Raw genomic sequence first — 14,261 nt, 5'->3', positions numbered from 1 at the left:
TTTTTTATAAGCCCAGTGTGGCCTTTAATTTCTGATCCAGTTCGTCACCGCCGTTACCTACTAATTTGAATAATACTTTACCGTTTTTATCCAGCAGTATTTTGGTAGGAAAGCCGGAAATACCATATGACATGGCAAGATCAGTGGTGGCTTTGTCGTAGTTGTTAAGCACCTGAATCCAGTTGATGCCATCATCCTGGATAGCTTTTAGCCAGGCCGCTTTTGCGTCATTCAGATTGCTGGATTTTTCATCCGCAATGCCTACAATTTCCAGTCCTTTGTCTTTGTACTTCGCATATACTTCCTTCAGGTGAGGATGACTGGCCCTGCAGGGACCACACCAGCTACCCCAGAAGTCGAGTAACACATACTTCCCTTTGAGAGAAGATAACGTGAACGGCTCTCCGTGGTTATCTTTTTTGGTGAAATTAATTGCAGCCGCACCTTCGCTGGTGGCTTTAGCGCCGGAAATCCGGGAAGCGAGGTATTTCCCCAGGTAGGTGTCTTTGTAAGTAGCGCTCAGTTTATTGAAAGCCTGTTCGTAGGCCGTTGCGTCATAATCACCTTGTAACCTGCTCAACAGCATTACGCTGACAAATGATTTGGGATGATCTGCTATAAATTGTTTGCGGAGAGCAGTGAGTTGGTCGCCCGCTGCCAGCATTTCCGCCACCAATGCTTTTTTGGCGGTGCTGTCTTCCGGCTTGCGCATCGCAGCTGTTTTTTTACGTAGTTCCCAGGCTTGTGCTACCAGGGACATTTCTTTTTGCCGGAGCGCATTCAGTTCTTCGTTGGCTTTGTCTCCCTTTACGGTTGCCTTGAACAGCTCAGCTGCATCGCCGGATACCTGTATGTTGGTTTTATCGGACAGGATAATTTCCAGGTTAGGCGCCGGCATGAACATGCCTCCTTTAGACATTTCAAATTTGGATCCCGGGTGGCGGGAAACAAAAGTTGCTATCACCGGTTCGCTTACGTCGCCGGAAAAAGTAAATTCATCGCCATTGCGGGAGATGACTGTATCCATTTTGCGTCCTTCTGCAGTTATATAAGATAAACTCAGGCGATAATCGCCCTGGCCTTTGATATTAGCCGTTACCTTGTAACTTTTTTGTGCTGTTGCCGGGAGAAAAGAGGCCAGCAGCAAGCTGCCGGCCATCATCAGGATGTGTTTTTTCATGGTTGGTGTATGATTTTTAGAAACCGGTCATTGGAATAGACGCTGCTTGTTTAGCTGGTGCTGCCTTCGTGCCTTTATTCAGACTTTCCTTTATTTTAGCGGCTGCTTCATCGCTGTATCCGGTAAAGCGTTCCATGATTTTTCCTTCGCTATCCACGAGATACATAGTAGGGATACCGGAGAACTGAAACTGTTCCATGGTTTTATCTTTATTGTCGCTCAGCATTTGCTCCCATGGCATTTCTTCTTCCTTCATCGCTTTTTTCCAGGCATTTTTATCGGTGTCAATAGAAATGCTCACTACTTCAAATCCTTTGTCTTTATAAGCAGCATACAGTTCCTTTACTTTAGGAATGGCTTGTCTGCATGGTCCGCACCAGCTTGCCCAGAAGTCTACCAGCAGGTATTTGCCTTTGTATTTTTCCAGTCCGGCAAGTTGACCGTTGGCATCCGGATATTTTACGGATGGCATTGGCTGACCGCTTTTCAGGCGCATAGCCTGTGCTTTGTTGGTGATGATGGTTTCTTTCAGTTGCTTTGCTTCTGTTAGCCACGGATAACGTACGATCAGCAGGTCCAGCATTTTCATGGCCTTGTCATATTTTTCACCTGCTTCTGTGCCTGCCATGCCGCGGAGTGCATATACCATTACCGGACGGTCAGCGTAAGCTTTGGTTAATACTTCCTGACGCATTTTGAAGTCTTCGCCCAGCGCATTGTACTTTTTGGTATTTTTCATATAGCCGTACCAGGTAGTATCTGTTGCTTTTTTGGCATAGTACTCCATGTTGTACTCATCAATCATGCGGCGGTAATTCAGCTCTGCATTCAGGGAAGAAAGATTCACGAAATTGTTATCGTAAGATCCGTCTACGTAATTGTAGTGAGGTATTTTAACCTTGTACCGGGCAGTATCATAGCCTCTCATGGCCACGTTTACATCTGCATCGCTCCAGAAAGTAGCATGGTCCCAGTTCATGGCATTGAGGATGTAGATACCCTGGTGGTCTTGTTTGATTTTAAAGGAGAAGGTGTTGTCTTTGCCTACTACACAGGAGTCTACCACTACAGGTTTTCCTTTTAAGTCATCCTTTGACAGAAATACTTTATTGATTTCCTGTTTAGGATCGGTGAATTCCACGCTGCCGCGCACGGTGATGGCTTTCACTAATTTGTTTTGTTGCGCCATCAGGGCTGCGGGGGCTGTTAACAGGAGCAGCGGTGCGCAGAATTTTAAAACTGTTTTCTTCATCGTGATTAGTTTAAATATAATTGATTTCCGTTTTTACTTACTGTAGTCGGCGTTTTGCGACAGGTTTGGATTAATAAAAAATTCTCTGGAAGGCAGCGGCATCAGTACATGTGTAATGGGTTGTCCGAATGATTGCAGCCAGGTGTTTATTTTGCCGAAGCGTTGCATGTCGCTCCATCTTAACCGCTCTCCTATGAATTCTCTTCTTCTTTCCTGCTCAATGGCGGCGAGGAAGGCGGCAGGTGTAGCAAAATCAGCATTGTTGACGGTGCTGGCATTGCGGGCGCTGCGAAGCTGATTGTAAGTGGTGACGTCTACTGTTCCTTTGCGGGCATTGGCTTCGGCAACAATGAGGAATGCCTCACTATAACGGCATATTACATACGAAGGCGTGAGTTCCTGCGGGAATTTGCTGAGGAAATACACCGAGTCGAGGATGGAGGCCCCTTTGGTGCGAACGAAGTAGCTGCGGCGGATATCTGCCGGCTCATATGATTTTACGAGATTGCTGTCGGCAAAGGTATTACCGAAACCTGCCTGACCGGTGCCGCCTTGTCCGTATAGATTAGGGAGACCATAAAAAGTGCTGATGCTGGTTTCGTTGATCTTGTAAACGGCCTCGGGGCTGTTTACCGATGATTTGAAAATATCCGCAAAGTTAGACTGTAGCGTGAATTTGCCGGCGCTGATCACATTGTTGGCCATGGTCAGTGCTTCATCGTTTCTACCCCGGTTCAGATAAAATCTGGCGAGTAATAATTGCGCACTTTGTTTGGAAGCGGAAAGTGCGTTTGTGTAAACAGGTAATTGATCGATTGCGTTTTTGAGATCTGTTTCAATCAGCTGGTTTACTTCTGCTACCGGGTTGCGTGCAGGACGGTTTTTAGGATCTTCTCCGCCGTTAACGATCACTACATCACCGAAGGATTCGGTGAGCAGCATATACGAAAACGCACGTAAAAGCAAGGCTTCGCCAAGTGCGGCGCTGATGCTGCTGTCGCCCGGAAACTGTTGTGCATACCGGATCGCTATATTTGCGTTGGCAATGCACTGGTACGGCTGTTTATAAACAGGTCCCAGCGTGTTGTCATTGGATGCAATGTTATTACTTTCATACGTAGTATAGCTCAGCGATTGAAAATCATCGCTCATAATATCCTGCAATCCATAGTAGCTATAGAATGAATTGTTATTGGTGAGTGCCAGTTTAGCGCCGTTGATCAACAGCGGCAGGTTGTTTTTGTTGATTTGTGAATAGGCAATCTTAGTATTAGGATTTACTTCATCCAGTTGTTTACTGCAGGCAGATAACCCGAGTGTAATGATAGCCGCTATATGTAATAAAGTATGTTGTTTCATGTGGTGGCTTATTAAAATGAAAGATCTATACCAATAACAGCCGCACGCGGATTAGGCGTGTTGGAACTTACAACGCCGGTGTTGCTGGCTGCCTCCGGATCAAATCCGATATATTTGGTAATGGTAAATACATTTTGCGCAGATGCGTATATGCGTGCCCGTGTAATTTTTGCTTTAGTGAGCATCGCAGTGGGAAGATCATAGCTCACGGTGAGATTGCGCAGGCGTACATAAGAAGCATCATATATAAACTGGGTAGAAGGGCGGGAGTTCCAGTCGTTGGTTTGTCCCGCGCCATGTGGGCCTACAATTGCTCTGGGTACGTCCGTGATATCTCCTTTTTGTTTCCAGCGGCTGTTAATGATGTCAAATTTATTGGGCATTACACCGTAGTAGTCTATATCATAGTTACGGAGTGTTTGCTCATAGAAATCATATACTTTGTTGCCGACCACATAGTTGAATAGTGCAGATACGGTGAATTTTTTGTAAGACAGCGTAATATTGGTACCGCCTGTAAATTTGGGTACTGCCACGGGAACGGTAATCATATCATTGCTATCCCATTTACCATCTTTGTTCTGATCTTTATAGATCATGTCACCTGTTTGGGGATCTACGCCCATTGATTCATATACCTGTACAGAGCCGAGCGATTGTCCTACTTTGGCTTTGGTCATAGGGCCGCCAAAAATATAGGCGCCGTAAGTGGTAAGCGAGTCTTTCAGCGACACGAGTAAGTTCCGGTTAATGTTCATATTGGTTTCCACTTTCCAGGAGAAGGCGGCGCCGGGACGGCTGCTGACAGCCAGTTCCAGGTCTACGCCGTAGTTGCGGATATTTCCGATATTATCCGGAATGGAAGCTGCACCATAGATATACTGTATATTATTATTACTCATTAAACCATCGGTGGTCTTATTGTAGTAATCTGCTGTAAAGGTGAGTCTGTTGTTGAGCAAGGCTACATCTATGCCGGCATCTACCTGTTTGGTACGTTCCCAGCGTATGTTGGGGTTCCCTATGGTGCTGAGCAGAAGCGCAGGATTACCCATATAGGAAGTGGCCCCGAGCAGGTTTTGTGCATCGTAATATCCTACCGCACGCATGTTGCCACTCATACCGTAGCTGCTGCGGATTTTTAACTGGTTTATAAAGCGGTTGCCGGCGAGGAAGTTTTCGCGGGCAATATCCCAGCCACCGGAAATGGAAGGGAACCAGCTGTAACGGTGATCCGCATTTAACTTGGAAGAACCATCACGGCGGATAGACGCATTGAGCAGGTACTTACCTTCCCAGTCGAAACCTGTGCGCAGGAAATAGGCATCAGATACCTCTTTGTTGTTGGTATTGTAGCTGCCAATATTGGAATTACTACCATAAGCAGCCCCAGAGCCGCCGCCGGTGATACCATCAATCTTCGGGAAGCCGTTGAGATCATAACCGAAAGTATTGAGTTCGTTGCTATAGAAGGTATAGCCCAGGGTAGCATTGATGCCCAGACGTTTTACTCTTTTCGTATAGGTGAAGTAGTTATCGAAGTTATAGGAGAAATTATCTACCCCTAAATTCTTGAAAGTACCTTTGTTAAAAGCGCCCAGGTAGCCGGCCGCAGGGTAGAAGGTGGTCGCCAGATCATTGAATTTGGTAGCGTTAAAGGAGGAGCGGAAGGAGAGATCTTTGAACAGTTTCACGTCTGCCGATAAACTACCCAGGTATACATTGTTTTTATCTTTGTTATTGTTGTCCATCATCACGCCCAGTGGATGCTGCTGCTGACCTACGTAGTAACCCAGTGATCCATCAGCATTGAGAACCGGATCTTCCGGGGTATCAGGACGTGCATTGAAGGCAGTGACCAATGGACTGCTGATGTTTTTTCTGACAGACTGGGTAATGTTGATGTTACCGTTTACTTTTAGCCAGTTGTTGATTTGTTGTGTCATATCCAGGCGGCCGGTATATCTTTCGAAGTTGCCTGTGCCCATGGTAGCTGCTTCTGCATAGCGACCGAGAGACATGTAATAATTGCTTTTATCACCGCCGCCGCTCATGCTGGCTTGTATATTATTGACAGGTGCATTTTTATTTTTGATACGATCGAGCCAGTCGGTGCTACGGTCGGCCATCTTTAAGCCATTCAGCTGACTTTGCAGGGTGATCTTTTCATTTTTCAGCTGGCTGATCTTGGCAGGGGTAAGACTGCCAGAGTTGGCCAGTTGGGCATCTATATCGCTGATACGGTTATTGCGGGCGTCGTTAAAGGCAGAGGTATACTGTTCTGTATTGAGCATATGACGGGAAGTAGGTACATTGTTCACTCCCGTATACATATTGAGATTTAAACTGGGTCTGCTGTTGAGCTTTCCTTTTTTGGTAGTGACAATGATCACACCGGTAGAGCCTCTGGCGCCATATATAGCTGCAGATGCTGCATCTTTCAGTACTTCGATGGATTCAATATCCTGTGGATTAATGTTATTGATGGAGATGGTATTGCCTTCCAGGATCAGTCCATCGACTACAATCAGGGGGTTGGTACTGGTTACATTAACCGATTGCACCCCCCGGATAAGGATATTGGGTGTACCACCGGGGCCGCCATCTCTGGACGACACAAATACGCCGGCTACTCTGCCTGTCAGCGCTTTCCCAAAATCGCTGGCGATGTTTTTTTCAGGAGAAAGTGCATCGGCTTTCACCGTGGAAATAGCGGTGGTGACATTTGATTTTTGTTGGGTACCATACCCTACTACCACCGCATCAATGAGGTTAATAGCTGTCATCTTCATCATGATAGGCCCGGATTTTATCAGGCTGGCAGCTATCACTACATTTTCAAAACCAATAGAGGTGATTTGCAGTTGTGCGTTGGCTGGCACATTGAGTTCAAATTCTCCTTTATCATTGGTCGTGGCTCCTTTGGCTGCACCTATTATTTTTACGGTGGCTCCCGGAACCGGCTGGTGGGATACCGCATCCTTCACGGTTCCCTTTAAAACCTGCTGTGCGTAGGCAGAGGCGCCTGACATACATAGGAGGATAAATAATAATGACTTTCTCATACAAAAGTTGGTTGATTTTTACGATATATGAACTGTCCCGAACAAAAATGAAAATCCAAAGTACTTATCCTGTTATTTCTTTTGTGGGATAATGGACGTACCCGGTAGCGGAATGTACATTCCCTCTTTTGACGTGGATGAAACTGATTTGACGCGGCGAATGACAAGGATATCCGTCAAATGTCCGCCAATAGGTACTTTCAGGCGATTGATAAGTATGAACGGGCATTATGCAGGTACGAAAAAAATAAACAGGCGTTTATGCAGAAAGGGTGGATGCAAATGCTATCTTCAATGTTGTAAGTGTATATGCGACACAATAGACCATACCGGTATTTTGCACACCTGGCTGTTTGGATGGCCCTGATACTGCTATACATATATCCGTCGCTGAAAAGTATGTTCTCAGGTGGGGTTTTGTTAAAGTGGACCTTTGTAAAGTATGTGGTGTATGGATTTATTAATTTCCAATTGTTTTACCTGCTGGTATTCCTTTTGCTGCCTGCCGTTGTAAGGAAGCGGCAGTACAGGCGTATGGCGATGTATATGATTGCATCGGTTCTTGGATTTTCTGTAGTCAAGTATCTCATCGGCTATTTTATTTTTCCCAATGAAGTATTATTCAGGGCTATTCCGTTGAAGGTGATGGCATCTGCTACCCGGATGTCGGTGCCTGTCCCTATGCCCATGCCTATGACTTTTATGGAGTATTTACCGCTGACGATACAGGTAGGTACCGGCGTGACTTTGCTGGCATGTAGTTATCGCCTCTTCCTGGAATGGCGCAATGCCGCACCGGAAGATCGGTTACTGGCTACGACAGCGGCTCATGCCCGGCGGAGGTATGAGCGCATGCAGGAAGGGTCCAGGCAGTTGTTGTATAATTTACAGCAACTGGCGCCACTTTTGGAAGACCCGGGAAAAAGGGAAATTGAAGGCACGCGTGCCATGTTGTTATTATCGGATCTGCTGAGATATATGTTGTACGATAAAGCCCTTGAAAATGATAAGGTGAGTTTAAAAAAAGAGCTATTGAATTTTGAAAGATACATTGAACTACGTAGTCTTTGTAATGCAGCAGAATCCATCACGTTGCAGATCACAGGCGCTGAGCCGGCCGGGCTGGTGGAAGCATTGCGTTTGCAATATCTAACGGACAAAAGAATGCGGGAGTTGCAAAGCGGTCCCGGGGGATTGATCATTACCGTTCATATTTCCAATGACACACTGTCTGTGTCTGTGACGTCGGAAAGTTCTGCCGATCATGTCTTACCGGATAAAATAAATATATATCCCGCCGATGAATAAGGTCCGCAAAAATATCATTGAATTTTTTGTGCTGATGGCCGTATGGATGCTATTGGTATACGGACTGAATGCCATCACCATTGTGAAACGTACTCCTTTGGCGATGCACCACTTCCATATTAATTATGGCTTCTTTGGTATACTGAATTTCCTGTTGTGTTATGTGTATGTGCGTTGGGTAGTGCCCCCGTTTCTGCAACACAATAATTGGGGACGGATTTTGGCAACTGTACTGCCACTATTGACAGGTAGTATTGTATTGAAGTATATCATTGCCGATAGCTTTTTCAGGGAAACGATCTTATATAGCGGTTACCAGGTTGTTCATGGGGAAAAGGTACAGTTGTATCAGTCTTTTTCGACTTACTTTGTCAACGGCTTGTGGAGTGGTATCGTTATCCTGGTGGCAGCATTTGCTTATTGCTTTTTTATTTTATGGTTGCAGGAAGATAAACGAAGAGCCATCCTGCAGCAACAGCAACAGCAGGCGGAATCTGGTTTTCTGAAGATGCAGTTAAATTCTCATTTTCTTATTAACAGTCTTAATAGCATCTACTCGCTGGCATTGATGGATTCACCGGAAGTAGTCACAGCGCATAAAACCCTCACTGATCTGCTGGCCTATATGGTGAATCAGCCATCGGATATTGCTTACAGAGCGGCCATAGGAGAGGAGATTCGTTATCTGCTGGACTTCGTAACTTTGCAACGCATACGTACCGGCTGTAGTGAAGGCGTGGTGTTTAATTTCCCGGAACAGTTACCTGATAAAAGAGTAGCACCTTTACTACTGGTGCCGTTTATAGAAAATGCGTTTAAGCACGGCGTGAGTAATCGTCCGGAAAAGCCAGTCCGGATTACACTGGAATGCGACCAGCAACAGCTGGTGCTGCGCGTGCATAATTATATTTCCGGTCACCAACGGGATAAAACCGGCGGTATCGGACTGGATAACGTGCGTAAGCGCTTACAATTGATTTATCCCGGAAAACATGACCTGGAAGTAATGGATATGAAAGATGAATATTATAGTAACTTAGTGATCAACTGGTAATGATATGGCAGTAAAGTGTATAGTGGTAGACGATGAGCCTCTGGCAGCACAGGTATTGGTATCCTTCATCAATAAAACGCCAGACCTGCAATTGTTGAAAACATTTCTTCATCCGCAGGAAGCATTGCTTTTTCTGAAACAGGAGAAAGTAGACTTGGTATTTCTGGATATACAGATGCAGGAACTCAGCGGCATTGAATTTATGCAATTAGCGCCGGCAGGAATACAGATCGTCATTGTATCTGCCTATGATGAATATGCCGTGGAAAGCTTCGATCGCGAAGCGGTAGACTATCTCCTGAAGCCCGTATCCTTTGAACGTTTTGCGAGAGCGGTGCAACGGGTGCAGGCAAAAATTACGCCTGCTATTTCACAACCTGCCGGCACAGATTATATTTTTGTTCGCACCGATAAACGGATAGTGAGAGTAGATGTAAAAGATATTCTTTTTGTAGAAGCGCTGCGTAATTACGTAGCCATACAAACGACCAAGCAAAAGATCCTCACTTTGCAGAACCTACGTAGCTTTGAAGAGATCCTGGCGCCGTTTCGTTTTTTACGGGTGCATAAATCCTATATCATCTCCCTGGATAAAATAGATAGCATAGAAAGGCAACGAATTTTTACAGGTGAGTATAATGTGCCTATCGGTGATGCATATATGAAACAGTTTATGGAGGCGATTAACATGCCGAGGTGAGTTAGTTACTTCCATTCATCAAATTCACCAACACCTTTATCATCATATCTTTTTCCTCCGGTTTAGATTCTGCTATCATCAGCGTAAACGCTACGAGCGCGTTATTGCCAATTTTTTTTGATCCGTCTTCATGATAAAGAATAGCGTTCTTATCCAGAAACCACACAAATAAAAATGCGGCTATTCTTTTATTGCCATCTGAAAAAGAATGATTTTTAGTAACGAAATATAAAAGGTGCGCCGCTTTTTCTTCTACACTGGGGTAAACGAATTGACCTCCGAAAGTTTGGTAGATAGCCGCCAGTGATCCCTGGAAAGATTCATCCTTCTCATTTCCAAAAAGGCTGCTGCCCCCGAATTTATTGCGAAGTCCCATGATCGCGTTCATGGCATTCTGATAAGTAATTTCAAAAATATTTTCAAGGGTAGTGGATTCAATTTCGAGCACCTGGTGATCGTACTTGTCAAGTATATCTAACGCATAAGTATAATCGTTGAGTACTTTTAATAAGCCGTCAGCTTCGGAATTGGGGGTTAAGTGTTGCATAATATTTATTTTCGGAGGGGAAAGTTATGCAATCTTTTAACAGTTTATAAAACTGATGTAGAAAATGCTTATTTATAATTATTTTACCATTGTGGTATATTGCTTTCTGGAAATAAAATGTTCAGATAATAGATTGGTATATGATTGTATACATAACAGAAGAAATTTCTACTGAGGTCAAAAGGCAATTTGACCAGGTTGCTTCCTGTCAGATGGCTATAGACGATTTTTTTAGTGATAGATTTTATGGAGAAGATGTACATGTGCTCTACATAGGTCTTTTATGTACCAGTCCAAGATACGAGGAGTTTATGAAAATAGGCAGACCTACCTATAAAGTAGAACCGAAGACCTACATCTACAAAGGTGTTCAGGTTGAACGCCCTGCAAATGTAATGGAGTACCACATTAAGCTGGACTTCGAGGTTTATGTAACAGCAATTGATATCAGACCCATCTTTGCAAAAGATATCTTGGATTCCCTGGATAAAATAGCTACAGTAAAAAAGATAAAGGATTTTGACCTGGAAAGATTCAGGAAAGATTTTGAGCAGTTTTTTATGGACATCTGCTGGTTATAGCTCAGTAGAAAAAGAGGCCGCCTCTATGTTTGTTGTAAACAGAGGAGACAGCCTCATCTTTTCTTACTTCTCCGCCTCATGAATCGCCATCACCGTTTTTATGATTGCATCTGGTGTAACTGAAATACTATCAATGCCCTGTTTTACCAGGAATTTAGTAAACTCCGGAAAGTCCGAAGGGCCTTGTCCGCAGATACCTACTTTTACTTTTTGTTGTTTCGCTACTTTAATCAAATGCGCAATGAGCCGTTGTACTGCCGGATTCAGTTCATTGTAAAGATTGGCCACCAGGGAAGAATCCCTGTCGAGACCAAGTGTGAGCTGTGTCAGATCATTTGATCCTATCGAGAAACCATCAATGAGAGCAGAGAATTCTTCCGCCATCATAATATTGGAGGGTAGTTCTGCCATCAGGTATACTTCCAGGCCGTTTTCGCCGCGACGCAATCCAAATTCTTCCATGGTAGCAAGTACCAGTTGTAGTTCTTCTACTGTTCTGCAAAATGGAATCATCACCACTACATTCTTCAGCCCCATGGTTTGCCGTACTTTTAGGAGTGCCTTGCACTCGAGTTCAAAGGCAGGTTTGTATTGTGGGGAGTAGTAGCGGGAGGCCCCTCTCCAGCCGATCATCGGATTTTCTTCTGTAGGCTCAAAGTATTTGCCACCTAACAGATTGAAGTACTCATTGCTTTTGAAATCGGAAAAACGTACGATTACTTTTTCGGGATAAAAAGCAGCCGCAATCTTTCCAACGCCATAGGCCAGTTTATTAACGAAGTAGTCCACTTCATTATCGTGTCCCTGAATGAGCTGGGCTATTTTAGCAGAGAGCTCTGCATCGTGCAGTTCTTTGTGCTTTAATAACGCTAACGGATGTACTTTAATGTAGTTGTTGATAATGAATTCTTCTCTGGCCAGTCCCACGCCTTTGTTGGGCAGGTGGGCAAACTGGAAGGCCATAGCCGGAGAGCCTACGTTGAGCATGAGCGGGGTACGTATGGCCGGGAGTTTGGTGAGGTCCAGCTGATCTTCCCGGAAGGGCAGTATGCCTTCGTATACAATACCATCGCTTCCTTCTGCACAGCAAACGGTGATTTCCTGATCCGCATTTAATTTCTCGGTGGCATCGCCGCAGCCAACAATAGCGGGGATACCCATTTCACGCGCTACAATGGCCGCGTGACAGGTGCGCCCTCCTTTATTGGTGACGATGGCCGAAGCCATTTTCATGATGGGCTCCCAGTCGGGATCTGTCATGTCGGTGACCAGTACATCACCGGGTTTGAATTCACTACCGGTAATTAGGCGGTTGTCGAGAGAAAAGAGGATATTCACTTTGCCGGCGGCAATTTTATCGCCTACAGCAATACCTTTTAATAGTTGTTTGGCGGTACTGGTATGGTCAATGGCATAAGAGGTGATCATGTTATGATCTTTCCGCGAATGAATAGTTTCGGGGCGTGCCTGTACGATATACAGTTCATTGGTGAGGCCATCTACAGCCCATTCCACATCCATCGGGCACCAGCGGCCTTTCTTTTCTGAGTAATAGGTTTCAATACAACGTACCCAGGTAGCCAGCTGCATGATTTGTGCATCGCTCAAACAAAAATGTTGCTGTTGCTTTTTTTCTACCGGTATAATCCTTGTTCTTTCATCACTGCTTTCGCCATACACCATTTTCTTATCTTTTACACCCAGCTTTTTTTCTATGATAGGGGTGTAACCAGCTTGCATGCAGGGCTTGAATACGATGAATTCATCCGGTGATACAGCACCCTGTACTACCATTTCACCAAGCCCGAAGGAACCATTGATCACTACTACTTCTTTAAATCCTGATTCGGTGTCGAGAGAAAAGGCTACGCCGGAAGCTCCCAGATCGGAGCGGACCATTTTCTGAACGCATACGGACAAGCCTATACTGAAATGGTCGTAGCCGAAATTTTGCCGGTAGCTGATGGCGCGGTCGGTGAACAGGGAGGCGAAACAGTTCCTTACCGCATCAATTAATGCAGCAGGCCCCCTGACGTTAAGGAAGGTTTCCTGTTGTCCTGCAAAAGAGGCATCGGGTAAGTCTTCCGCGGTGGCGGATGATCTTACGGCTACATCTGTTTGTTCCTGTCCGTATTGCTGTGATAACTGCTGATAGGCGGCAATGATCTCGTCACTCAGCTCGTGTGGAAACCGGGTACTGCTGATAGCTTGTCTTATTTTCTGCCCGGCTCTGCGGAGGGTGATGATATCGTTAAAGTCAACGGTGGCTACCTGTTCTGCTATGAATTTTTCGAGCCCGCTTTGTTTCATAAAATCGTAATAGGCGGTAGTGGTGATAGCAAAACCATCCGGAACAGCAACACCTACTTTTGACAGGTTAGCGATCATTTCTCCCAATGAGGCCGACTTACCGCCTACCAGGGCAATAGCGTCCATGCCCACCGCTTTTAGCGGCAGTACAATACTTTCTCTCATATAAAAATGAGTTTAATGAATAAAAAAATGGAAGGATGATGTACGTCTTCCAAACGTGGTTTGTTTTCTATGAAAGCAAATTATGCTATGTGACGATGGTATGACAACAACGGATTCAAAAGCGAAAACAAAACTAAAAAAAACTGCTTCTACCGACTTTTTTTCCTAAATCAGTAGCAGTATCGCTATTTTTGATAAAAATAGCATCATGAGTTTCATACCTGACCAGATTGATATGTGTATAATGGACATATTACAGGAAGACGCCAGAACAACTAATAAAGAGATTGCTTCCAGGTTAGGTAAGTCAGTTACTTCTATATTTGAAAGAGTAAAACGCCTGGAAGCAGAAGGGTATATCTTACGCTATATTGCCGTGCTCAATAAAAATAAGCTGGGCAAAAACCTCGTGGCCTATACCAGCGTTACGTTAAAGGAACATGGGCATGACCGCCTGCCTGCCTTCGAACAAAAGATCAATACCTTCCCGGAAGTGATGGAATGTTATAAGATGAACGGACAGTTTGATTACCTGTTGAAGGTGTTGGTAGCTGATATGGAAGCCTACGAGCAATTTAACCTGACCAAATTATCGAAGCTGGATAATATCCAGAAGATCCGCAGCCTGTTTGTTTTAGCAGAGTCTAAGTTTGAAGTGGAGTTAAACCTGAAAACAGGACTGCAAACAAAATTGCAGCATAAAAATAAATAAATTTAAAAAGTGGGGCGTATCATTTTTT

The 14,261-nt window shown here is 44.7% G+C and carries 11 protein-coding genes; 5 read left to right on the top strand and 6 right to left on the bottom strand.

Annotation, left to right across the window (positions count from 1 at the left end; all coding sequences use genetic code 11):
- Positions 1-4 precede the first annotated feature (4 nt).
- From AB4Z08_RS13630 to AB4Z08_RS13615, 4 genes are read right to left on the bottom strand one after another with little or no spacing between them, the layout of a single operon-like run.
- Positions 5-1,180 (bottom strand): redoxin family protein, encoded by a 1,176-nt coding sequence (locus AB4Z08_RS13630; RefSeq protein ID WP_441574295.1) that lies wholly within the window; start codon positions 1,178-1,180, stop codon positions 5-7.
- Positions 1,181-1,196: 16 nt separating this feature from the next.
- Positions 1,197-2,432, bottom strand: a complete 1,236-nt coding sequence (locus AB4Z08_RS13625) for a TlpA family protein disulfide reductase (protein ID WP_441574294.1) — start codon at positions 2,430-2,432, stop codon at positions 1,197-1,199.
- Between the two features lie 33 nt (positions 2,433-2,465).
- Positions 2,466-3,791 (bottom strand): RagB/SusD family nutrient uptake outer membrane protein, encoded by a 1,326-nt coding sequence (locus AB4Z08_RS13620; RefSeq protein ID WP_441574293.1) that lies wholly within the window; start codon positions 3,789-3,791, stop codon positions 2,466-2,468.
- 11 nt (positions 3,792-3,802) lie between these two features.
- Positions 3,803-6,856, bottom strand: coding sequence for a SusC/RagA family TonB-linked outer membrane protein (locus tag AB4Z08_RS13615; RefSeq protein WP_441574292.1), 3,054 nt, complete (start codon positions 6,854-6,856; stop codon positions 3,803-3,805).
- Positions 6,857-7,165: 309 nt separating this feature from the next.
- Here AB4Z08_RS13615 and AB4Z08_RS13610 point away from each other — a divergent pair, with 309 nt between their 5' ends.
- Genes AB4Z08_RS13610 through AB4Z08_RS13600 form a run of 3 tightly spaced genes read left to right on the top strand, consistent with a single transcriptional unit; the run spans position 7,166 to position 9,918 of the window.
- Positions 7,166-8,164, top strand: coding sequence for a hypothetical protein (locus AB4Z08_RS13610; protein ID WP_441574291.1), 999 nt, complete (start codon positions 7,166-7,168; stop codon positions 8,162-8,164).
- Entirely contained in the window at positions 8,157-9,218 is a 1,062-nt protein-coding gene (locus AB4Z08_RS13605; protein WP_441574290.1) for a sensor histidine kinase, read from the top strand. Before AB4Z08_RS13610 ends, AB4Z08_RS13605 begins: the two co-directional genes overlap by 8 nt.
- Positions 9,219-9,222: 4 nt before the next feature.
- A complete protein-coding gene (locus AB4Z08_RS13600) occupies positions 9,223-9,918 on the top strand; it encodes a LytR/AlgR family response regulator transcription factor (RefSeq protein WP_441574289.1) in 696 nt (231 codons plus the stop codon).
- A 1-nt stretch (position 9,919) separates the two neighbouring features.
- Here the strand turns inward: AB4Z08_RS13600 and AB4Z08_RS13595 are convergent, their stop codons facing one another.
- The gene (locus AB4Z08_RS13595) at positions 9,920-10,465 is read right to left on the bottom strand and encodes a type II toxin-antitoxin system death-on-curing family toxin (protein ID WP_441574288.1); all 546 of its coding nucleotides are present in this window, start codon (positions 10,463-10,465) and stop codon (positions 9,920-9,922) included.
- Positions 10,466-10,605: 140 nt separating this feature from the next.
- On the opposite strand from AB4Z08_RS13595, the gene AB4Z08_RS13590 reads away from it, so the two are divergent.
- Positions 10,606-11,046 carry a hypothetical protein gene (locus AB4Z08_RS13590; protein WP_441574287.1) on the top strand — a complete coding sequence of 147 codons (441 nt, stop codon included), beginning with the start codon at positions 10,606-10,608 and terminating at the stop codon, positions 11,044-11,046.
- 63 nt (positions 11,047-11,109) lie between these two features.
- Here the strand turns inward: AB4Z08_RS13590 and ppsA are convergent, their stop codons facing one another.
- A complete protein-coding gene (gene ppsA / locus AB4Z08_RS13585) occupies positions 11,110-13,521 on the bottom strand; it encodes a phosphoenolpyruvate synthase (RefSeq protein WP_441574286.1) in 2,412 nt (803 codons plus the stop codon).
- 208 nt (positions 13,522-13,729) lie between these two features.
- Here ppsA and AB4Z08_RS13580 point away from each other — a divergent pair, with 208 nt between their 5' ends.
- Complete coding sequence (locus tag AB4Z08_RS13580) at positions 13,730-14,233, top strand: Lrp/AsnC family transcriptional regulator (RefSeq protein ID WP_441574285.1); 504 nt, start codon at positions 13,730-13,732, stop codon at positions 14,231-14,233.
- Positions 14,234-14,261 lie beyond the last annotated feature (28 nt).

Source organism: Chitinophaga sp. RAB17 (genome assembly GCF_052114225.1).
GTDB lineage: Bacteria > Bacteroidota > Bacteroidia > Chitinophagales > Chitinophagaceae > Chitinophaga.
This window is presented reverse-complemented; position numbering and strand designations above follow the sequence as displayed.

Excerpts from the sequence above, each read along its gene's own strand:
- AB4Z08_RS13630 (WP_441574295.1), bottom strand. The coding sequence starts at position 1,180 with ATGAAAAAACACATCCTGATGATGGCCGGCAGCTTGCTGCTGGCCTCT.
- AB4Z08_RS13625 (WP_441574294.1), bottom strand. The coding sequence starts at position 2,432 with ATGAAGAAAACAGTTTTAAAATTCTGCGCACCGCTGCTCCTGTTAACA.
- AB4Z08_RS13620 (WP_441574293.1), bottom strand. The coding sequence starts at position 3,791 with ATGAAACAACATACTTTATTACATATAGCGGCTATCATTACACTCGGG.
- AB4Z08_RS13615 (WP_441574292.1), bottom strand. The coding sequence starts at position 6,856 with ATGAGAAAGTCATTATTATTTATCCTCCTATGTATGTCAGGCGCCTCT.
- AB4Z08_RS13610 (WP_441574291.1), top strand. The coding sequence starts at position 7,166 with ATGCGACACAATAGACCATACCGGTATTTTGCACACCTGGCTGTTTGG.
- AB4Z08_RS13605 (WP_441574290.1), top strand. The coding sequence starts at position 8,157 with ATGAATAAGGTCCGCAAAAATATCATTGAATTTTTTGTGCTGATGGCC.
- AB4Z08_RS13600 (WP_441574289.1), top strand. The coding sequence starts at position 9,223 with ATGGCAGTAAAGTGTATAGTGGTAGACGATGAGCCTCTGGCAGCACAG.
- AB4Z08_RS13595 (WP_441574288.1), bottom strand. The coding sequence starts at position 10,465 with ATGCAACACTTAACCCCCAATTCCGAAGCTGACGGCTTATTAAAAGTA.
- AB4Z08_RS13590 (WP_441574287.1), top strand. The coding sequence starts at position 10,606 with ATGATTGTATACATAACAGAAGAAATTTCTACTGAGGTCAAAAGGCAA.
- ppsA (WP_441574286.1), bottom strand. The coding sequence starts at position 13,521 with ATGAGAGAAAGTATTGTACTGCCGCTAAAAGCGGTGGGCATGGACGCT.
- AB4Z08_RS13580 (WP_441574285.1), top strand. The coding sequence starts at position 13,730 with ATGAGTTTCATACCTGACCAGATTGATATGTGTATAATGGACATATTA.